18 protein-coding genes are annotated in these 20,491 nt (G+C 46.7%); 8 read left to right on the top strand and 10 right to left on the bottom strand.

Annotated features, from left to right (window positions below):
* Positions 1-9 precede the first annotated feature (9 nt).
* Entirely contained in the window at positions 10-1,317 is a 1,308-nt protein-coding gene (locus OEY58_13330; GenBank protein ID MDH5326437.1) for a molybdopterin molybdotransferase MoeA, read from the top strand.
* 68 nt (positions 1,318-1,385) lie between these two features.
* Here OEY58_13330 and mobB read toward each other — a convergent pair whose 3' ends face one another.
* Complete coding sequence (gene mobB, locus OEY58_13335; protein ID MDH5326438.1) at positions 1,386-1,925, bottom strand: molybdopterin-guanine dinucleotide biosynthesis protein B; 540 nt, start codon at positions 1,923-1,925, stop codon at positions 1,386-1,388.
* A gap of 91 nt (positions 1,926-2,016) precedes the next feature.
* Here mobB and OEY58_13340 point away from each other — a divergent pair, with 91 nt between their 5' ends.
* The 3 genes from OEY58_13340 (at position 2,017) to OEY58_13350 (ending at position 7,196) form a co-directional block, all read left to right on the top strand.
* On the top strand, positions 2,017-2,619 hold the full coding sequence (locus OEY58_13340) for a carbonic anhydrase (protein MDH5326439.1): 603 nt from the start codon (positions 2,017-2,019) through the stop codon (positions 2,617-2,619).
* A gap of 325 nt (positions 2,620-2,944) precedes the next feature.
* Positions 2,945-4,126: a S8 family serine peptidase gene (locus OEY58_13345; GenBank protein MDH5326440.1), complete on the top strand. Its 1,182-nt coding sequence runs from the start codon at positions 2,945-2,947 to the stop codon at positions 4,124-4,126.
* Between the two features lie 184 nt (positions 4,127-4,310).
* On the top strand, positions 4,311-7,196 hold the full coding sequence (locus OEY58_13350) for a S8 family serine peptidase (GenBank protein MDH5326441.1): 2,886 nt from the start codon (positions 4,311-4,313) through the stop codon (positions 7,194-7,196).
* 107 nt (positions 7,197-7,303) lie between these two features.
* Here OEY58_13350 and OEY58_13355 read toward each other — a convergent pair whose 3' ends face one another.
* The 9 genes from OEY58_13355 to OEY58_13395 form a co-directional block, all read right to left on the bottom strand.
* Positions 7,304-8,263 carry a hypothetical protein gene (locus OEY58_13355; protein MDH5326442.1) on the bottom strand — a complete coding sequence of 320 codons (960 nt, stop codon included), beginning with the start codon at positions 8,261-8,263 and terminating at the stop codon, positions 7,304-7,306.
* Entirely contained in the window at positions 8,260-9,180 is a 921-nt protein-coding gene (locus OEY58_13360; GenBank protein ID MDH5326443.1) for a hypothetical protein, read from the bottom strand. The genes OEY58_13355 and OEY58_13360 overlap by 4 nt, the downstream gene beginning before the upstream one ends.
* A gap of 15 nt (positions 9,181-9,195) precedes the next feature.
* Entirely contained in the window at positions 9,196-9,789 is a 594-nt protein-coding gene (locus OEY58_13365; protein MDH5326444.1) for a DUF4166 domain-containing protein, read from the bottom strand.
* 8 nt (positions 9,790-9,797) lie between these two features.
* On the bottom strand, positions 9,798-10,265 hold the full coding sequence (locus tag OEY58_13370; protein MDH5326445.1) for a DUF2269 domain-containing protein: 468 nt from the start codon (positions 10,263-10,265) through the stop codon (positions 9,798-9,800).
* Positions 10,252-11,073, bottom strand: coding sequence for an NAD-dependent epimerase/dehydratase family protein (locus OEY58_13375; protein ID MDH5326446.1), 822 nt, complete (start codon positions 11,071-11,073; stop codon positions 10,252-10,254). Before OEY58_13375 ends, OEY58_13370 begins: the two co-directional genes overlap by 14 nt.
* Positions 11,070-11,660, bottom strand: coding sequence for a DUF393 domain-containing protein (locus tag OEY58_13380; GenBank protein MDH5326447.1), 591 nt, complete (start codon positions 11,658-11,660; stop codon positions 11,070-11,072). The genes OEY58_13375 and OEY58_13380 overlap by 4 nt, the downstream gene beginning before the upstream one ends.
* A gap of 11 nt (positions 11,661-11,671) precedes the next feature.
* Entirely contained in the window at positions 11,672-12,196 is a 525-nt protein-coding gene (locus OEY58_13385) for a MarR family transcriptional regulator (protein MDH5326448.1), read from the bottom strand.
* Positions 12,197-13,275: 1,079 nt separating this feature from the next.
* Positions 13,276-14,247, bottom strand: coding sequence for a sulfite exporter TauE/SafE family protein (locus OEY58_13390; protein MDH5326449.1), 972 nt, complete (start codon positions 14,245-14,247; stop codon positions 13,276-13,278).
* Between the two features lie 781 nt (positions 14,248-15,028).
* Complete coding sequence (locus tag OEY58_13395) at positions 15,029-15,859, bottom strand: methyltransferase domain-containing protein (protein MDH5326450.1); 831 nt, start codon at positions 15,857-15,859, stop codon at positions 15,029-15,031.
* 528 nt (positions 15,860-16,387) lie between these two features.
* Between OEY58_13395 and OEY58_13400 the strand changes: the two genes are divergently transcribed.
* From OEY58_13400 to OEY58_13415, 4 genes are all read left to right on the top strand, one after another.
* On the top strand, positions 16,388-16,636 hold the full coding sequence (locus OEY58_13400; protein MDH5326451.1) for a hypothetical protein: 249 nt from the start codon (positions 16,388-16,390) through the stop codon (positions 16,634-16,636).
* 282 nt (positions 16,637-16,918) lie between these two features.
* Complete coding sequence (locus OEY58_13405; protein MDH5326452.1) at positions 16,919-17,431, top strand: TIGR03546 family protein; 513 nt, start codon at positions 16,919-16,921, stop codon at positions 17,429-17,431.
* On the top strand, positions 17,431-19,227 hold the full coding sequence (locus OEY58_13410; protein ID MDH5326453.1) for a TIGR03545 family protein: 1,797 nt from the start codon (positions 17,431-17,433) through the stop codon (positions 19,225-19,227). The genes OEY58_13405 and OEY58_13410 overlap by 1 nt, the downstream gene beginning before the upstream one ends.
* 133 nt (positions 19,228-19,360) lie before the next feature.
* Positions 19,361-20,491 (top strand): DUF2235 domain-containing protein, encoded by a 1,131-nt coding sequence (locus OEY58_13415; GenBank protein MDH5326454.1) that lies wholly within the window; start codon positions 19,361-19,363, stop codon positions 20,489-20,491.

A 20,491-nucleotide genomic window follows, 5' to 3' on the forward strand; every position in this document is an offset into this window, starting at 1 on the left:
TCAAACTGAATGAGTGATGACATCGTTGAGAATGTTTCCAGCAAGAAACGCAGCATCGCATCCTGTTGCTCCGATAGCATCGACCCCTCTTTATCTTTGTCACAGGCGCAGGAAAGAATACAAACCATTGCTCGTTCTTGCTTCCTTAACACTTTTATCCACAACACACTGTTACTGCCAATACGTGAGGCTTTAGGATACACCCTGGCTCATGATGTCAAAGCAATGTTTGATGTTCCGGCCCATACCAATTCTGCCATGGATGGATTTGCGCTAAACGGTGCCGCTCTGTCGCAACGCGACCAAAGACAATTTCTCATTGCCGGTACCGCCTTGGCGGGAAAGCCCTACCCCGACACCGTAAAACCGGGAAACTGTGTTCGTATAATGACAGGTGCAGCAATACCATCCGGTTGTGATACGGTGATTCCGCAGGAGTTAACGCAATGCGTAGACAATGTGGTCACAGTAGGAGCAGGACACCAATGCGGCGAAAATGTTCGCTATGCCGGTGAAGATTTGGCGAAAAATGATATTGCCATTCAAGCGGGTACTCCCATCACTGCGACAGAATTGGGTTTGCTGGCATCTTTGGGTACAACGCATATAGAAGTTACTCGAAAACCGAAGGTGGCTTTTTTTTCCACCGGAGATGAACTTAGACCGGTGGGCACCCGGTTGGGACCTGGTGAAATACACGACAGCAATCGATATACCCTCTATGGCATGTTGACTCGTTTGGGACTGGACTTGCAGGACTTGGGCGTCATCAAAGACAATCCAAGCGCTCTTAGAGCTGCTTTAGAGCACGCTAGCCGACATGCGGATGTGATTATAAGCAGTGGGGGGGTGTCAGTAGGCGATGCGGATTATATCAAAGATGTACTCGACGAAATCGGTGCTGTGGATTTTTGGAAAATCGCCATCAAACCGGGCCGCCCCCTTGCCTTTGGCACAATCAACGGGAAGCCGTTTTTCGGACTCCCGGGAAATCCGGTCGCTGTAATGGTCACGTTTTACCAACTCGTACGACCCGCACTGCTGACCCTTGCGGGCCTGAAAGCGAACCCCGCCATTCGGTTTAAAGTACCCTGCGCTTCCCGTTTAAAGAAAAAACCGGGACGGGTGGAATTCTATCGGGGTGTTTTGGAAAGTAATGAGCTCGGTGAAACCATTGTTCGCAGCAGCGGCAAGCAAGGCTCCGGCGTATTAAGTTCTATGAGCCGGGCCAATTGCTTTATCGTATTACCCCAATCTCAAGGCACTGTGGAACCCGGTGATCCGGTAGATGTAGAACCCTTCGAAGGTCTGGTATAACAGGCTCCGCCAAATCCCGGTCGGCTTTCGCCCTACAGTTTGAAGCAGGCATGACAAAGGGATATATCTTACTTTTGCACTATCCCGGTGTGGGATTCAATAAAATTGCAGATGGCGCCGGGATCATTGATATCAAGTAATGGCAAGTCCACGTCCATGCTTGGTACATCCGTGGCAATCGCGATTATATTAGGGTCCGAGAGATACAAAAATTCCTGCTCGGATTCTTGTCGATGCACTTCGATTTTCTCATGGGACTCGGTTTTAAATCCTTCGACCAAAACTAAATCCACCGTACTACAATCCAACTGTCGGAGCAGATACTCCAGATTGGGTTCTTCCTGGCGAACCGGATTTTCTACCATCAAAGCCCAACGCTTACGTGATGCCACCAAAACCTGCTGTGCACCGGTTTTGCGAATTTCGTAACTATCCTTTCCCGGTTTGTCTACATCAAACTGATGGTGGGCATGTTTAAGTACCGCGACGGCAATTCCCCGTTGCGATAAAACGGGAATTATATTGGTTAATAATGTGGTTTTTCCACTACCGCTGAATCCCACAAATCCCAGTACGGGAACAGAAAGATTGGCAAAATTTTCAAGCATAATGGTAGAATAGCGGCTTCGGTCAAGCAATACTATCCATATTAGATTCGAAACAGTTGCTTATTCAACACAAATTCAACAAAAAAGACTCATGATATCCGCAGAAGAAGCGATTCAACGCCTACGCGAAGGGAACCAGCGCTTTGTCACGGGCAATCAAGAGCGGGCTATGCATGAAAAGCACCGCACCGAACTCGTCGCCGGCCAGAATCCCTTTGCCGTAATATTGGGTTGCTCCGATTCTCGCGTACCGGCGGAACTGGTCTTTGATCAAGGTTTGGGCGATTTATTTGTCATCCGAGTGGCCGGAAATATCGTCGCACCTTCCCAAGTGGGCAGTGTCGAGTTTGCAGTGGAATGCTTCGGCACACAATTAGTAGTGGTCTTGGGACACACACTTTGCGGAGCCATTCAGGCGACGCTGGAACAGTTGGATCAACCCCAAGAACTTAGGTCAGCCAATCTTGCCTCCATAGTCAATCGCATCCGCCCCTCCATCGAAACTTTGGTGGATGTCGCAACCACACCGGAGAAACTGGTTCAATTGGCGGTACGAGCTAATATTCGGGCATCCGTCAACCAACTGCAACACGGATCGGTTATTCTGGAGAATTTGGTCCAACAAGGTAAGTTGACTATCGTCGGCGCTGAATACTCGTTGGAAACGGGGGTGGTAAAAATTTTTGACTATTAAATAATCTGTTTGTCTTTCCCTCGCTCTCTGCTGAATTACCACTCCCTACACTTTCCCCACCCTCTACACTTCTTTCCCCACCCTCTACACTTCCCCCACTCTTCATACGCTCCATACGCTCCATACTTTCTACACCATCTTAACTCACAAAGTTTACTAAGCTTCCTCAACTCTCAAACCTTCTTTTTTGGCTCTCAATTTATGTTAGCATCTAATCCGCCATCATCCGTAATGCAAGAGCTGTTATTATGGAACAATGATCCTGTGGATTATTATGTAGTTTCATTTTGTGACGACGAGAATGATTCTGAAACAAGGAGAAGTAATGTCGATTAACAAGTATGTTGTACTAAGAACCAGCGGGGCTATGGTACCCACCCTGGATACCATCGGAACCTCGAGTGCTCATGCGGCACTCACCGCCCTGGAATCCCTGGAAGTGGAAGAGGTGGAACTCTCTACCCGCGAGCGCCATGACTTGCGCCGCGACCCCAGAACCCGTGCCATTGCCCCCCCTATGCCCATGAAACTCATTAGCCCGGTGTCTGATGCAGAACCCGAGTCCCCGGTCAAAACCCCTTGGGGTTTAGAGGCGGTAAAAGCACTCCAGTCGCCTTTTGACGGCAGTAATATTTCGGTCGCGGTCTTGGATACCGGTATAGATCCTAACCACCCCGCCTTTTCTAACCTTGAGCTGGTGCGGCGTAATTTTACATCTGAAGAGGACGACGACAAAAACGGTCACGGTACCCATTGTGCCGGAACCATTTTTGGCCAGGATGTTAACGGTACTCGCATCGGTGTTGCTCGTAATGTGAAGCGCGCTATCATTGGTAAAGTCCTGGGGGAAGACGGCGGATCTTCCGCTGCCATCGCTCAAGCCATCCAATGGGCTGTTAGCGAAGGCGCACATGTGGTATCCATGTCGCTGGGCATCGACTTTCCAGGATATGTAGATAACCTGGTCAAACACAGCGGCTATGACATAAAACCAGCCACATCTATTGCCCTGGAATCCTACCGAGCCAACATCAATCTATTTGGTAACCTGGCCGAATTTGTTCGAGTCCAAGGACTCTTTGGCGAGGGCGCCATCCTCGTTGCCGCATCCGGAAACGAAAGTGCACGTCCTGAATACGAAATCGCCGTTGGCCCACCCGCGGCCGGTAGCGGTGTGATCTCCGTCGGCGCTCTGGGACAAACCAATAATGGATTTACTGTGGCCGATTTTTCCAACAATCAAGTGGATATATCCGGCCCCGGAGTAAAAGTCCTATCCGCTATACCTGGCGGAAAGTTGCGCAATTTGAGCGGCACCAGTATGGCTACCCCCCACGTAGCCGGCGTTGCTGCTTTATGGGCACAGCGGCAAAAAGAAATCAGTGGCCGGGTGGAAAACCGAACCCTACAAGCGCAACTGATCGCCAGTGGTAGTAGAGCTGAACTGGCGGTTAACACGGAAGAAGAAGACGTGGGTACCGGGATGGTTCAAGCGCCTTTGAGCTAAGCAGATTAGGCAAGGAGCGCTTCTCCTTGCCTAATCATCCCTTTTCCCTCGCCGCCCTGTAGGCATTTTCCGATTATTTATGCAGTCCAAATGATTAGGTATTTTGGGCGATAGGATTCGGCTCTCGAATACTTTACACTGAATTTTCCTCACAAAACGCAGATGTAGATTTAAGGAAATTCTCATGCTTGGCAAATCCGCTGTTGGATCCGCGGTCTTCATCACCACACTGGCTTTCGCATTGAATTCCACTTACGCTGCAAGCCCAAGTTTATCAATCAATGTACAACACGGTGTAGCCACATCCGATGCTAAACCAAGCGCCGCCGCCGCACCGACTATCTCACCGGTGGCCGGCGAAATTCTCGTCAAATTCAAAAGCCATGTTACCTCCCAGGTCGCGCAAAGAACATTACAGAACACATTACGAAAATCAGCAAAAACCATCAAGCAGTTTACGTCGGTTAAAGGTTTGCAACTGGTAAAAGTCGACCCATCCAAAGAATTCTGGGAAACATTGACACGTTTACAAAACGACCCCGCTGTGGCCTACGCCGAGCCCAACTATGAACTGACAATGGACTACACCCCTAACGACGCTCGATTTAATGAACTTTGGGCCATGAACAACCCCGGCGGTGCCGACATTAATGCCGAGCAAGCCTGGGACTTATCCCAAGGCAGCGCCGATGTGGTTGTAGCGATCATTGATTCGGGAATAGACCCCACCCATGAAGATTTGATCAACAACATTTGGCGAAATCCCAACGAAATTCCTGATAATAATATTGACGACGACGGCAACGGCTACGTGGACGATATTTTTGGGGTAAATATGATTGACCCCACTCGCCCCCCTATCGATGCCATTAACCATGGAACGCACGTAGCAGGTAGCATCGCTGCCCAGGGTGATAATGGTGTGGGCGTTGCCGGTGTTAGCTGGAACACCAAAGTCATTACCTGCCAGATATTTGACCTATCCAATGCCACCCTTAAAGGCGTGGTTTCGGATGCCATTGCCTGCCTGGATTACATTTACAATCTTAAACGCCGCGGCATCAATATTGTGGCCTCCAACAATTCCTGGGGCTGGGTAGGCACCAAATCCAAAGCCTTGGAAGATGCTATCAATCGCCAGGCGGAAGCGGGCATCCTGTTTATTGCCTCTGCAGGCAATAACTCCATAAGTAACGATGTGTGGGATGATTATCCGGCAAATTATCAGCTACCCAACGTGATTTCGGTAGCAGCCACCACCGATACCGATGGGCTTGCGTCTTTCTCCAGTTACGGAAGTCATTCCGTCCACGTGGGTGCACCGGGACACCGAATTACCAGCAGCGTACCCGGCTGGGAATTTGAGATCACGAATCCATTCTCCAATATTTTCTACGATGATATGGAAGGCAATGTTACTCAATGGAACGCCACGCCGCCTTGGAGTACCACCACTAACCAATATCACAGTATTACTGCATCCTGGACCGATAGTCCAAACGGGAGCTATGAGAATGACACAGAAGTGTCTTTAACCTCGCCGGTCATAGATCTCGCTAATGTTACAGAACCCTTGTACTTGGGTTTTTATGCAAGCTACGCGATAGAAACCGGCTGGGACAAATTATTTATCGAGGCTAATGTCAATGGGCTTTGGGTAACACTGGGAGCCTTAACAGGAAAAAATAACGGTTTTGAGTTTTACTATTATGCCATCCCTACCGGGTACTACTCCAGTCAGTTTCAATTTCGTTTTCGCTTATCGACTGACAGTTCCATCGTAAATGACGGAGTCTACCTGGATGACATCGGCATTGGTACCTTACCCGCAAACATAACCGCTTCGAATCGTTATGCGACTTTCAGCGGTACCTCGATGGCTGCTCCACACGTTACCGGTTTGGCCGCCTTACTGAAATCCTATGACAGCCAACTGGATTGGAAGCAAATTAAAAATCTGATCCTATCCTCCGGCACACCCACTGCGGCAATGCAACACCGCACCATATCCGGCAGACGTATTCGAGCGGCGGATACCGACGGCACCGGCGCCCTCACTTGTAACAACCAAACTGTGAATAAGCGACTTTCGCCTAAAACAAACAGCATAGAAGTGGGTAGCAGCGAGTGGATCACTCTATCGGTATTACATATCAACTGTGGCGACCCCGCAGGAAACCCCGGCATAGTCGTTGAAGAAACCAATGACACCATTGTCTTGTTGGATAACGGAGCCGGTGTGGACCACACAGCGGGAGATGGCATATATTCCGCGCAATTGAATATGAATCGCTTCAAACAACAATCGCTCAGCCTTAATTTTCCGGATAGCAGCACAGTGACTGTCAATCGGCTTAAAAACTATAGCGTATCCAAAGCAAGCTTCGATTGGCGTGATATTCAAGATACAGCCACTGCCGTGATCATGGAAACCGGACGCATTACGCAAGTGGACCTACCCTTCCCTATCCCGTTTGCAGAAACCCAAAGCCGATTCGATGCCATCGGCATTAGTGACTCAGGCTATATCGCTCTTTCCAATCAGAGTCGTTCCATAGATCGAATTCCATCCATTTCCAACACATTATTACCCACAGGCTTGTATAGCGACTTCTTTAACTTGCATGCTATTGTAGCCCCCTTTTGGGATGACCTTGTCGTAGCCAATCACAGTCATGTGGTGTATGCAGTCGCCGGTACTCCACCCAATCGTGAGGTGATCGTGGAATGGCAAAATGTAACCCATTTTGAATATGGCGGTGACATTACATTCCAACTCGTATTCTTTGAAAACAGTGCAGACATACTCATGAATTACGCTGATATCCAATTCGGTGACGGCAATGCAGATTATGGTGCTTCCGCTACCATAGGCATACAAACCACTGCAACAAACGCCACGACTTACAGCATTAATACCGCGTCTCTTGGTAACGCTCAAACACTACGCTGGACAACCCGGCCGCCTACCGGTGGCGGCGGCGGTGGCGTAATCAATGTTCTGCTGTTGGCATGCATTACAACTGAGATCGCACGAAGGAGAAAAAAGCGAAATCTTGAACGAACATAGATCAACAATTACTCAACTTTGTAAAAACAATCGACCCGCTGGCATTTTTCACCGGCCAAACATTTGTGTACTGCCGGGCTTGCGGATAATAGAAGCCGGCCATAAATTCAACGAGTCTGCTTGATGCCTAAAAAGTTCTTCCATCGCAATCGCGGCAACCACTTAGGAACGGTTTGTTGATACCTAAGCCATTCACGATTATTTTGACCAATGGCACAACTGCCATTACAAACGTCTTTAAACACCACAAACAATATCACAGCAATAATTGCTGAAATACTCACCCACAGACTTTGTATCACAACACCCCACCAGCCCATCGACAAAGTAATACCCACTTGCATAGGGTTGGAAATTATTTTGTACACCCCTGTGGTGACCAAACGCTTGGGAGGGTCATAAGGAAATGCGGTCCCGCCCCCCTTGGTGGCAAATTCATATAATGCGCTGATCAAAAAATATGCCGGTAATACCAAGGGAATACAGTTCAGCCCCATCGTTATTACATCCTTCTCCAGCAGACCGGACCAATCGCTTCCGCTTAATTGAAATATGACGGAAGGAAAAAACCAGAGCAACAAGGCCGCCCAGGCTAAAGATTGTAGAAAAGAACGTTTACCTATATTGGTATCCAATGCGGTCCAATCGGATAGCAACAATGCAGGGATTGCCACCAATACACCCATGCCCAAAATAATTAATACAAGCTGATGCGGGGTATAGTCCACCAAATTTGCCACAGTAAGCAGCGTTATTAGGAAGAATTGTACTAAAACCCTGCCCCCTACTCCCCATGCCAACACTCTGAACAATGGCACCAACGCGCCCACCATCGTGGCTTGTGCAAAAACCCATTCCAAGGGGACTCCGTAAAACAGACTGTCATTGACCGAGAAATGTAACGCGCCCAAAACAACGAGCATACTGCTAAGCATCAGAGTGGAAAAAAAGGCCCACACAAATCCAAGAAAAGTCGCTGTAATTTCCCGGCTGTTGCGACCTGGTTGAATGATATACCAGGCCCACAAACCCATGGGTAGCAGCAACAAAAGGCTTCGAATAATCATCGTAAAGTATTGATCAGAGTTTCTGCCAATATACCCACTGAATAGCGTTGTAGAGGTTGAACATACCAAATGGGATCCAGTTTCCGGGTAAACTCAATTCGCCATGTAACCTTGGTACGATGGTGCGCCACCGGCTCAAAAAAAACCGTACTCTTACCCCAATCTAAGTAAGACCTCATGTAACCGTCGTCAGAATAGGGTTTAAATTCAACAGACCCAGGCGTATGTTCGGTGACTTCAAAATAGGTGGACCCCCGCTTTTCATTCCAATAAACCCATTTAAAATAACTGATATCCACCCAGTGCTTATCACCCACCGACAATCCTTGCGCATTAACCCAATCCGGTCGCGGAAACAGTTTTCCAAACAACGCATCGGGTGACGGTACTTTTCTCTTTGACGCCAGTGTTTGCTTTATGTCACTCACGCTGCGGCCAATAATTTCGCTGCGTTCTACCACATTGTAGCGATTGAAGGTGGTCATATCGGTAACCCCTTCCATGGACATAATTAGGAATAATACCGGTAAAACAGCCACATTGAGTTTAGACGCATCCTCCTCGCGTGCCTTCTTTTTGCGGTAATGATCAAATGGCCAGGCAGCCAAAGCACCAACGACATAAAATATAGGAGCCGCCATTAACATACAGATAAAGCCTTCCTGCAGTAACGGTCCCGATATGAGAATGACAAAGGTAATGGCTTTCAGTGTTGACCCCACGGCGGATTTAGCAGACGATGTTGTAGCAAACACCAGCGCGATAATTGTAGGAATACCAACATATAACAATGCGGACCCATCTATGCCTCGGTGCCGCATCATATTAATAACAACACCGGTTAACGCGGATAATAGTATGACACTCATCAATATTTTTTGATTGACGCTAAACTGTAGTTTCGTTTGTTGTGTCATGACTAATTCCCAATACTAAATTCTGACCGTCGTAAATTCGCCACTATAGCGATATACCTGTCCAAACAGTGGATGTTGCAATTTGAAGTCCATTTTGAATCGACTATCAGCGGATTGTTGCTCCACAATAGTGGTGTGTCCGAGCATGAGCCATTCCGGTATGGGAATACACAATTTTCCGAGTCTCAAAACATAATACTCGCCGGTGTAGTGCAAGCATTCCCCTACTACATTCACCGACATGCATAAACCCAGCATTGGGTTTACATATTCCACCAGTTTGTTTTGTCCGGCATATACCCAGTGGCTTTTAAAATAAACGTTTTTGTTCTCATCCAAAGTGATGGTTCTTTGCCAAATCTGTCGCTCACCGTCCATGGTTTTGTGCACAACCGTGGGAACGTGACGCACGTTGCGATTCAATAGCGCCCCCATAATATGTAATAGGTTCAAAAATAGCTGCATCCACGCCGGGTACTCTATAGTCAGTTCGCCGATATCCCTGTTATCCTCATCCTGATAATGCGCCTGTAGCGCTACCGGCAATGCTTGCCATTGTTCTCCCAGTGCAAGCCGCATGATATTGTGGCTGTTTATACCTTTGCTCATAACTCACCTTAACCATTCACCTTAAAGACCATCAAACAAACGATGAGGACCATGGCCGTAAATGCCGGAACCCCCAAATAGAACCACCATCTTGCATACACCCAATACTGGTCGGGTAAGGAGGTGTTGTTGTTACGACTTAATAAAGCAAGCCGTTTCATTTTGATCTGCAACCACACCACGGGTAACCAACAAGCCCCCGCGATCATATACAAAACCAAGCTCCACAGTACCCAGGGAGTATTAAGGGGAAGATCCATTAACATCACCATTCCCATCCCCGTTAGCGGTTGGAGGATAACAGTAGGTGTGGTAAAGACCCAATCGGCAATGACCACGCAACGATTGGTTTCAGCAATGTGGTGAACATTACCGCTGCGATCGGCCATCCATTTGTACCAGGCACTACCCAGACCGGTCCCAAAAAGTAACACCATACTCAACAGATGAATCGCTTTCAAACTAAGGTATGTCACGCGGACACCTCCCAATGAGCTGAGTCATTGCCACCGAGCTGGCGGTATTACCCTGTTGCAGCATGCGCAAATTGTCCGGATGAAACAGTGGCAATACATGATGTATGAGATACGCAACCGGCAGCATGAACAGGAATGGTATAGGTACAATAAATGCCGGCGTTTTACCCAGGTGTTGCCGTAGTTGTTGTATCCACGCCGCGAACGAAAATACCTGTGGCCCGACAATATCGATGGTGCGTCGCGCCGGTTCTGCGGTAAGGCACGCTTGTATGGCGCAAACCAAATCATCGATATGTACCGGCTGCACTTGTTGTTGACCACCATCGAGCAAAGGCAACACGGGAAATCTTGCGAGCCTGTTAAAAAACCGCGTACTCCGCCCTGCTTCACCGTAAACCAAGGAGGGTCTTAGAATAAACCAGTCACAGGATAGCTGACGCAAGACATCATCAGCCGCTTTTTTACTTAACTGGTATTCTGTGAACGCCTGATCATCTGCGCCCAATGCCGACACTTGTATCACTCGTGCGATACCGACTTTGTCACAGGCGCAGAACAAGGCCGATGGTGCCAGGTTATGCAGTCGATCAAAACGTTGATACTCGGTTTCTACAATTATGCCAACGCAGTTAATCACCACATCTATGGATTGAAGAAAAGGCAACCAATCACTCGCCTTTAGCATGTGGTTAAAATCGCAGCCGTCCGCCCTGTTGACACCCACCACTTCGTGGCCGTCTGCTTCTAATGCCGTTGATACCTGCCGGCCGATAAAACCGCTGCTTCCTGTTAATAAGATCTTCATCTCTTTGTACCTTCATTACGTTTGAAGCTGTCTTGAGCCGAAGACTTGGGAGCTTGATGATTAGTCAATTGAGCAAAATCAGTGCATTGATCAGTTGGACATTGAGTGTCTATATAGTGGGACTGCTTGGTTCTAAATCCCAACCACTTCGAGACAAAGTAGCGGTTCTTAGCAATCGCACCATAAGCCAAATCTGCTAAGCGAGACAACACCGGCCAGCCACTGGGCACCATATACCAACCGTGGCCAACTTGAGCGTATACGTAACGTATCGCCGGCATTCCCACCAGCCAGATCCCCTCCCCGGTGAGCACATGCATTGCTTCGGACACTTGAGCATGTGATACCCCCCAATCTTTCTCACGAAAACTCGGGCCATTGATATTGATTAGCTCGAGCCGACCATCCTTATCCAGGGATTTCAAGCGCAGCATTTCCCGTCGACACAGGGGGCATTCATGGTCATACAGAACAACATTGCGGTTAGGACCGGCTGATATCGCGTTCTGTTCTTGGTTTTTGTAATTTCTGTAATTACTGAATTTTAAGTTTTTAAAAAAAGCCCATCCGGGCACTTTGTGCATCATAAACGATACCCTCATTTTCCAAGCAACTTGGTGACCTTGCTGCCCAGCTTTAGCAACTTCATGACCGAGGTTTTGGGAATATGGCTCATTTGCTCATACCAATCTGTTAAGGTCTCTAAAAACTCAGTCATATTTTTAATACGTTGTTTGATTTCCTCCGGAGTGGTTTTGTCATTCGCCGCTTCCAACTCGCATTGACGCAGGATGGTCAGAGTGGGATCGATTTCGCGTTTTTTCCGTTCTTCCACGACACAATTGAAAATCTCCCATAGATCCTTGGAAGATTCAAAATGATCCCGTCGATCACCCAGCACGTGATTCACTTTAACCAGCCGCCAGGACATCAACTCCTTAAGACTGGTGCTTACATTTGAACGTGCCACTCCCAAAGTTTCGCTGATCTCCTCTGCGTTAAGCGGTTGTGACGACAGGTATAGCAACGCGTGGATCTGCGCCACCGTGCGATTGACCCCCCAGCGGGTCCCCATCTCGCCCCAGTGCACAATAAATTTTTCCATTACGGAGGTTAGCTGCATGTTGACACTTCTGTAATTTCTGTTATTACTGAATTTAGTAAAATCTCAAACTTATGTCAAGGCCGATTTGGGCCGGCTCAATAAATTGATTATGTTTTTATGCAAGATTTTCAGTTACAGCGACCCGGGTTTTAAAGCTGTCACTACACTCAGCATGAGCTTTGTCCAACTCCGATTGACTTACAAGCCTTTGTTTTTTCGGGTTAAATATTCGAGAATGATAGTTTGACCGGCCTTTACTGAAGAATCATCAACGCGTTGCTAATTTATATCAAGTACAATAATATTTTTTCTGCCTGGCCATAATTTTCTAACAGGCCATCCTGCAATAAATGAACTTCCCATTAACATAGTTTAGGGAACTCGTTTAAGAAATTTGCGAAATGCTGTTTAAGAACTATCAACTCGACATTTGTGCCGTATGCTGTGAGCAATCACAACAAATTGTTTCGAAAATATCGAGTGAAGTGCACTATATTTGTTCTATATGTGGAGAATACTATGTTTCTAAAAAATTCATACCCGCATTAAAACAAGAGATAAAAAGGGAAAAACGTTTGGATCTCTCAAACTGGGTGTCCGATAAAAACCACTCAGGAGAGGTTCCGCATTTAACTCTGGAAATCATAAAAGCTCACTGTTTGACCCTTTGGAAGATATGAAACATTTGTCGGAAACACTTGAACGTCAAGACCAATAACGTCTTTGGTTTATTAATACAGTGCCCCATTTTTGGGTTACTACGTTTGGAAAATTCTATTACCTGCGAAATGGACAGTGGGGAAAAGAGGATTCGCATCAAAATTTCTTGGCATAATTATACTTATAGTTTTGATCGTACTAATTCGTACTTTTATTGCATAGAAATTAGGGAACCTCTGATTGATGAGCAGAGATGAGGGAAAAATTGCCACGAAGCAATTGGTTTTTCCGTCATAAATGCCAGTCACGGAGTTAATCAGAGGCTCCTGGAGTATAACAACAAGGAACAAGGTTTGTGTATAAGCACTAACCTGAAGCACCTGGACAAATTAGGTTAAACCCTTTACCGCAGAGATATGCACTTAGTAGCGTAGGCTTTACGGTTGCCCACTCATGAGACCAACGCGTTTTGCCCTGGTTAGATCCCAACGAGTATAAAGCGACAATATTCCCACTGTGATTAAGATAGTGACTTTATCGAAAAGTGAGAAAGGAACGAACATTAAGGTGGTGGCTACCTCAAGACAAATAATAGTCACAACCAATGAAATGGTTTGCCCCATTTTGAGTTTGGATAATACAAACGCACCAAGCGGAGCACCCAAGGAAACCACCGGCGCTGAAGACCACCAACTGCCCACAACAAAATCGCTGGGCTCTATCATCATCAGCAGCCAGGCGCTGGCGTAGATCGAATTGATTGCCATAAAGCACACAGTGGTGGGGATACTGCGTCGTATACAGCCACGGCAAACAAAAACCAAATAGAAATACAAGATAGCATCGCAACCCGATCCGATCTTGGCGGTCAGTAGCCCTCCGGCAAATCCGAAAGCAATTGGCCAGTACACAGAAATATCATTTTTTTCTTTGGAATGACGACGATCCCACAAAATCATAAAAGCACAGAAAATTATAAATTCGGAAAAAATGAAACGAATCGTGGTATTGTCCAGGGCAACGAAAGCCAACCCAAAAGGCAGAGACAAAAAACTTCCAATACTGGCGTATTTAATCACGTGCCAATCAATATTGATTTTGCGACTGATAAAATACAGTGTCGCGAAAGTCATACCGACAGATTGAATAAACAAGCTGAATATACTGGCATCAAGGCTATCGACATGCAGTACTTTCGTTAGCACGGGAAATGCGACAGCACCGCCGCCCAGGGGGGTAGCGCCGGCAACGAACGAACCGGCAATCATGGTCACACTACTACGCCAGTAGGTCTCGAACACCGGCACAATATTATCAAAACCTAATATAGCCAGCCAAACCAGCCAAAATACGGCCAGAGGACCCCAATAGATTAGTGACCTATCGCGAGGGAAGATTAGTCTTCTCATGGTCTATCCCAACAGTATTTTACTTAAAATATGGCGCTCAAAGCGTCTAAATCAGGTCTTTAGCAGCTAAACAAGACTGGAAATACCTGATGGATTTTGTATGTTGTCGGCGTTTTGAGAATTCGCTTTAGGAAATTGTGCCTTGGATTACACATGGAAGAGACAATCCACCTTTGAAGTAGGATGGATTCAACTGAAAACCTATCCCGAAAGATCGGGAGAGTCAGTTTTTTCTTATTTTCCGCAAACTTACCTGAAGATTTTTCAGGGTCGGAAACAAATGTACGGCGATACTTTTTTGTTTGCTAATTTCTATTGGCCAAACATCATTGCCATTAAATTTAGAGTATTTGATAATTCTCATAGGATTGCCTCAACCCTACACTAGCAAGACTACAGACGGTCATATTTGTCATTTCAGAACGACCACCAAATTTTCCAGGCTGTCTGTAAGACCTACTTATCTGTCCTTATCGGCAACAAGCCCAGCCGGTTTCGCGAACACCATACGTATAAAATTCAGCCGAATGGCACAACTACTATCGGGAAAACTCCTCAGCACTCAGCGGTTTGGCGGGCACAAGGGTTGCTGACTCTAATGTACTGGTAACCGGAGACCGGGCAAAGTGATGCTGCGACCAGAGATGGGATCAATGATCTAACAAATGGTGCAGTATTGCAGTTTCAGCGTCAGTACAAAATGAAATTTTACGTTAAACCCTTTCGCCGCAAACCCTGGACCGCATTTCGATACGGTCCGGGTCCGGGTCCGGCTCCCGTGCTATCGTTTCTGCATAAGATAGTGCACATACTGCAATTCCCCTTGCCTAAATTTGTTGTAAACGGAAGAACCTTTTAGAGCCGCAAAATCCCGCATTACCTTGCGCCAGATTTTAGGAACCGCGTATTGCAACTCCCTTTTTCGCTGCTCATACACAAGATCTAAAGCACGTACCACTTGCTGGTTGATTTGTTCTTCGTAAATGATGTCAAAACCGGCCTTTTGAAACAGACTCTTCACTTCATCAACACCACCCGGTGTGCGTAGATCACAAAACGTAAAAATACCATCGGGTCGTAGTACACGAAAAACTTCGTTAACGAATTTTGACATGTCCGCATAGCAGTGTGATGATTCGACGTTTATCACCAAATCCACAGAATGATCGTTTAATGGTAAATCCTCTGCTCTGCCTTGTAAGAACTCCGCATTGGGCAAACGATGATGTTGTCGACACCAAGCAACGGCAATCTTGGATAAATCCACTCCGGTGATTTTATGTAGCGGATAAGCTCCGGCCAAGTGCTTCATACCGCCGCCACGGCCACACCCTACTTCTAAAACGTCTTTATTTTGTAGATCCACTCGGTTAGTCACATACTCGTATAACTGTATCGGATAGCGATAAGGTTCATCCTGTTCTTTGAGTTTTAGAGGTGAGCCGGTGGCGACCGGATCAGCATATCCATAATTCATGAACAGCAAATCTTCAGAAGTATATTTTTTCGCCAGCCTGTTATACCACCATCGCCAAAGAGGCATGCGTAAGGGCTGTACTAAATCAGCAAGCAATACAAATGCAGTTCCCATCAAACTTGCCCTACTTGTCATAAAGGTTTCTCCTGTTAAATATGCTCTTTATTGCTGACAATTCTGCCATGCTGCTCGTTCCTGTGTTACAACCCAGTAAGAGTTGATTAATAATATAATGTTCCGGGTTTTAAAGATCGATTTTCGAAAATCCTCCAATCCATATACTATTGAGTACCGGTTACCCTAAATTGCTGCCAGGTCTTTGAAATTGTTTAAAGTTCAAGGAAACCCATAAATGACCACGTCGCCAAATCTCTGATGTAGCATTACCCCGTACTTCCGCTCGAAGTTGTGATATACTGAGCGGATAGTATTTAAAAATACGGCGATCATCTATCGGTGCCTCCCTACCGGGCACCCTTCACGATAAGACGTAAACCGTTTCCTACTGGACTGATCTCAGATGCATGTTAGAGAAAGCGGTTACCCTGATCCACAAATGGCAAAAACCTTAATATCACGAACGCGTCTGCTGTTTCGCACATCCCACCGAGCGCAATCAAACAATACGGTTTCATTCATTATAATTTCAAAGCGAGCTGACACATGAACATAAAACCAGGTACGACTCTGCCCAAATACCGCGTGGAAAGCGTGCAAAAATCTCCCCCACCCGAGGGTGTTCAGGACGGTGAATGGTGCAGTTATGTTATTAGCGAAGGTAATTCCAAGATTAGGGGCTATCAACTGGGAAGTTTCCATGATGTCACCCAGTACGTTGAATGCGTGGTTGATAAACTTAATATGCGGGCCGCCAACTGCTACTCCGTTTACACCTCGCGCAAGAAAAAGTAGTCGGCACACAAATACTATTTAGCAAAACTCAAAACAATCACAACTGGCCATAACGCACACATATTGACCTACCACAGTTAGAAACCCAGGAATAAAAACCGGGAGCTGAGTTTAGCTCCACGGTTTAACGGACACTAAAGCAATTAACTCAACCCGTGTCCTTGAAAAATAAGAAAGTCTTGTCTTTACTTTGCATAGAATAACCTCCATAGAAGTCTATAAAAATCTTTAGCATTTATAGAGTTACTCTAATTTCTCCTTAGTATTTACAAGGTATTGTCTATGCTGGACACGATAGCGAAGCTTATTAAAGTATTAAACGCCGAGGTTAGCCCCTCTCAAATTAGTCTGGGTTTCGCTGCAGGATTCATTGTTGGTCTGACGCCGCTCTGGAGCCTGCATAATTTGCTGCTGCTATTCCTGGTTTTTCTTTTCAGAGTAAACTTTTCCGCCTTCTTACTATCGTGGGCATTCTTCTCCGGAATCGCCTATTTGGCTGATCCCGCTATGGAACAGCTGGGCGCGACCCTACTATCCTCCCCAGAATTAAAATCTATATGGACCGGTATGTATAACCAGCCTGTATGGCGTATTACGCATTTTAACAACACCTTGACTTTAGGCAGTCTGGTTTGCGCAGTTGTGATTGCTGTACCCATGGTCTTTGTCAGTAACTTTCTCATCAGAAACTACCGTCAACATATATTAGGCTGGGTAGCGAAATCAAAACTCTCTCAGCTCTTAAAGGCCAGTCGCCTGTATCGCACCTACAATGCAGTATCAGGGGGTGATTGATGCTTAAGATAATACGCCCCGCCGGCGCGATGGTTTTCTTGGTAGTCATCACTGCCATTGGACTGGTTTGGTGGCTATTGGCCGACTGGTTAGTAAAAGCATCCATCGAATCGGTCGGTACAAAAGCGGTTGGCGCTCGCGTAGAACTGGCAAGTGCAAATCTGACTTTTTCACCACTGGGTTTCCGTCTACAAAACCTGCAGGTCACCAACCCGAAACAGCCCATGCAAAACATGATTCAATTCGATCAACTTGTCGGCTCACTGGAGTTAGAGCCCTTGCTTATGGGACTGGTGATTATCAAAGAAATGTCGGCAACCGGGATACGCTTGGATACCGTGCGACAGAAATCCGGTGCCATACAAAAATCCAGAACCGAAACCCAATCTGAACAACCGTCTACACAGAGATCAAAGCAGGACTCGTCCACAGAAAAAGATTCATTACCCAGCATCGATGAAATCCTCGCCAAAGAGTCCATTTCCACCTTGGACAATATCAAGGCTCTTGATGATCACATCAAAACCGAACGTACGGATTTTGACAAAAACCTGGCGGCGTTACCGGATGAGGCCAAACTAAAACAGCATGAGAAACGCATTAAAGAGCTGAGCGAAGCAAAAGTAAAGTCCGTTGAAGAATTAAAAACAAGAAAACAGGAATTAAACACCGTAAAGAACGACATTCGCTCTGACCGTGATACTCTGAAAAAAGTGCGTCAACAGCTGAAAAATGCCAAAGGAGAACTTAAACAACAATACGAAGCGCTGAAAAATTCGCCCACTGAAGACTGGGATAAGATTAAATCTCGTTATGGACTCGATGCATCCGGCGCAAACAATATAACCGGCCTGTTGTTTGGCGAAAGTGCCCAATTGTGGCTAACGCGCTTATTGGCATGGGCCCAACAGGCCCAAAGCCTGTTGCCCGGTGATGACGGTAACAATACTCCAAAGTCCTTGCCTCCACCTCGCGGAACCGGCCGCTACATTAAGTTTGCCACAGCCAATCCCCTGCCGGACTTTCTCATACGCAAGGCAAAGCTGAGCCTGGAGATACCCGCAGGCAATATTGATCTTGAGGTGAATGACGCCACCAATCAACCCCATATTCTTGGCCGTCCCATGCGCTTACACACCTCGGGTAGCAATTTGAAGAATGCCGGCAGCGTCAAAATCGACGGAGTATTCGACCACGTCAAACCTCATGCGACAAAAGACACCATTACCTGGTCTCTTTCCGGTTATAAAATGTCAGATGTTTCCATTTCCAAAAGCAGCAGTTTACCGCTTACCCTAAGCAGTGCGCTATCCGACTTTACCGGCAATATTGAACTCAAGGGCAAGGTGCTCACTGCGAATGTGGATGCTAAGTTTAACAACGCCAACTGGAGCAGTACAGCAACCGAAGGCATGACCGGCCGTATCGCCAAATCCATAACATCCATCCGCCAGTTTGATCTGCTTGGAAAACTTCAGGGTACATTAAGCTCACCAAAGCTTTCTTTACGCTCCGATCTGGATCAACAATTAAAAGAAGCTGTTTCAGGACAATTGAAATCAGCCCAAAACGAATTGGAAGCCAAATTTAAGGCACGGTTGAATGACAAGATTACATCTATGGCAGATCCGAGCAAAGAACATCTAGCCTTCCTCACTGACAAGGAAAACTCCCTGGAGCAACGAATTAATAGGCTGGAAAAAATGCTGAAGACGGAACTCAAATCTGCCACGGATACCAAAAAACAGGAAGTAAAGGATAAACTGAAGGACAAGCTGAAAGGGTTTAAGTTTTAACATCGGTATATGTTTTGCATAAAATAATGTTATAAATAGTTTAAAGAATAATTAAACTCCTTGTAAGTTGTATTCTACTAACATTGAACCATAATTACTCATCATTACTCATCGCCGTTTACTGGAGGCTGTCATGTCACCCACGTCAAACCTCAAACAGCGTCTTATAGTATTATTCGATGGCACCTGGAACGACCCGGAAGACCGAACCAACGTATACCGAATGTCGCGATGTTTGCAGGACTTCGATGGCGACATTGCTCAACGTTTTTTTTACGACCCCGGTGTCGGCACCTCACGCACAACACGGTTTCGCGGTGGTGTTTTTGGGTACGGTCTGGATAAAAATCTATTACAGGGTTACGAATGGCTGGCCCGCCGCTACCGGGACGGCGATGAAATCTGGGTATTTGGTTTCAGTCGTGGTGCTTACACCGCACGCAGCATGGTGGGCATGATTCGAAAATGCGGTCTTCTGCATATCGTTACTGAAGATTTACTGGAAAAGGCTAAAAAAATCTACCGTGACAAATCGGCCAAACCGGATGACGACACATGCAAACAATTCCGCAACGACTACAGCCAGGAAGTTAAAATACATTTCATAGGCGTCTGGGACACGGTAGGCGCCGTAGGGGTACCCGGTACGTTTCTTTCCGAACGCGGTATATTCTCCTGGTACGACACCCAATTGTCCAAAATCGTCGAACGCGCCTATCACGCCATGGCGCTGGACGAACATCGCGAAGCCTACGATATAGCCCCCTGGACCAACAAAGACGGAAAACAAAAACCGACTCAACTGGAAGTAGAACAACGTTGGTTCATTGGCGCCCACGCCAATGTCGGCGGCGGTTACGGGGATGAACCCTTATGCGAGATTCCACTGGCCTGGCTTCAAGAAAAAGCAATAGCGGCCGGTTTAAAAATTAATCAATGCTGCCCCGCACCTGATGCTTGCAAAACACCCCCGAAAGACTCTTTCAAAGAATTTCTGGGCGGAGCATATAAACTACTTCGCGGCTGGTTTCATAAAGGCGACGGCCGCCACTATCGACTCTATGATAAGGATTACAAAGGTAACCCAGCTATCAATGTAACAATTGATCCGTCCGTGTGGCAGCGCTGGCAGTCCAGCAGCGACTATAGGCCGCCCACCTTGACGCGAGCCGGTAAAAACCCACCTCCACCGCCACCAAAAAATCAGGGGGAAAGGACTTCTCCCAAAAGTACTCCATCCACACTGGAGACCGAGCCGATATAG

The organism is Gammaproteobacteria bacterium (genome assembly GCA_029882975.1).
Classification (GTDB): Bacteria; Pseudomonadota; Gammaproteobacteria; order SZUA-152; family SZUA-152; genus JAJDNG01.

What these genes read in the sequence shown, in the direction of transcription:
- OEY58_13380 (MDH5326447.1), bottom strand. Translation starts at nt 11,660, where the DNA reads ATGATGCACAAAGTGCCCGGATGGGCTTTTTTTAAAAACTTAAAATTC.
- OEY58_13415 (MDH5326454.1), top strand. Translation starts at nt 19,361, where the DNA reads ATGTCACCCACGTCAAACCTCAAACAGCGTCTTATAGTATTATTCGAT.
- OEY58_13410 (MDH5326453.1), top strand. Translation starts at nt 17,431, where the DNA reads ATGCTTAAGATAATACGCCCCGCCGGCGCGATGGTTTTCTTGGTAGTC.
- OEY58_13385 (MDH5326448.1), bottom strand. Translation starts at nt 12,196, where the DNA reads ATGCAGCTAACCTCCGTAATGGAAAAATTTATTGTGCACTGGGGCGAG.
- OEY58_13355 (MDH5326442.1), bottom strand. Translation starts at nt 8,263, where the DNA reads ATGATTATTCGAAGCCTTTTGTTGCTGCTACCCATGGGTTTGTGGGCC.
- OEY58_13365 (MDH5326444.1), bottom strand. Translation starts at nt 9,789, where the DNA reads ATGAGCAAAGGTATAAACAGCCACAATATCATGCGGCTTGCACTGGGA.
- OEY58_13395 (MDH5326450.1), bottom strand. Translation starts at nt 15,859, where the DNA reads ATGACAAGTAGGGCAAGTTTGATGGGAACTGCATTTGTATTGCTTGCT.
- OEY58_13340 (MDH5326439.1), top strand. Translation starts at nt 2,017, where the DNA reads ATGATATCCGCAGAAGAAGCGATTCAACGCCTACGCGAAGGGAACCAG.
- OEY58_13360 (MDH5326443.1), bottom strand. Translation starts at nt 9,180, where the DNA reads ATGACACAACAAACGAAACTACAGTTTAGCGTCAATCAAAAAATATTG.
- OEY58_13400 (MDH5326451.1), top strand. Translation starts at nt 16,388, where the DNA reads ATGAACATAAAACCAGGTACGACTCTGCCCAAATACCGCGTGGAAAGC.
- mobB (MDH5326438.1), bottom strand. Translation starts at nt 1,925, where the DNA reads ATGCTTGAAAATTTTGCCAATCTTTCTGTTCCCGTACTGGGATTTGTG.
- OEY58_13350 (MDH5326441.1), top strand. Translation starts at nt 4,311, where the DNA reads ATGCTTGGCAAATCCGCTGTTGGATCCGCGGTCTTCATCACCACACTG.
- OEY58_13345 (MDH5326440.1), top strand. Translation starts at nt 2,945, where the DNA reads ATGTCGATTAACAAGTATGTTGTACTAAGAACCAGCGGGGCTATGGTA.
- OEY58_13375 (MDH5326446.1), bottom strand. Translation starts at nt 11,073, where the DNA reads ATGAAGATCTTATTAACAGGAAGCAGCGGTTTTATCGGCCGGCAGGTA.
- OEY58_13330 (MDH5326437.1), top strand. Translation starts at nt 10, where the DNA reads ATGAGTGATGACATCGTTGAGAATGTTTCCAGCAAGAAACGCAGCATC.
- OEY58_13390 (MDH5326449.1), bottom strand. Translation starts at nt 14,247, where the DNA reads ATGAGAAGACTAATCTTCCCTCGCGATAGGTCACTAATCTATTGGGGT.
- OEY58_13405 (MDH5326452.1), top strand. Translation starts at nt 16,919, where the DNA reads ATGCTGGACACGATAGCGAAGCTTATTAAAGTATTAAACGCCGAGGTT.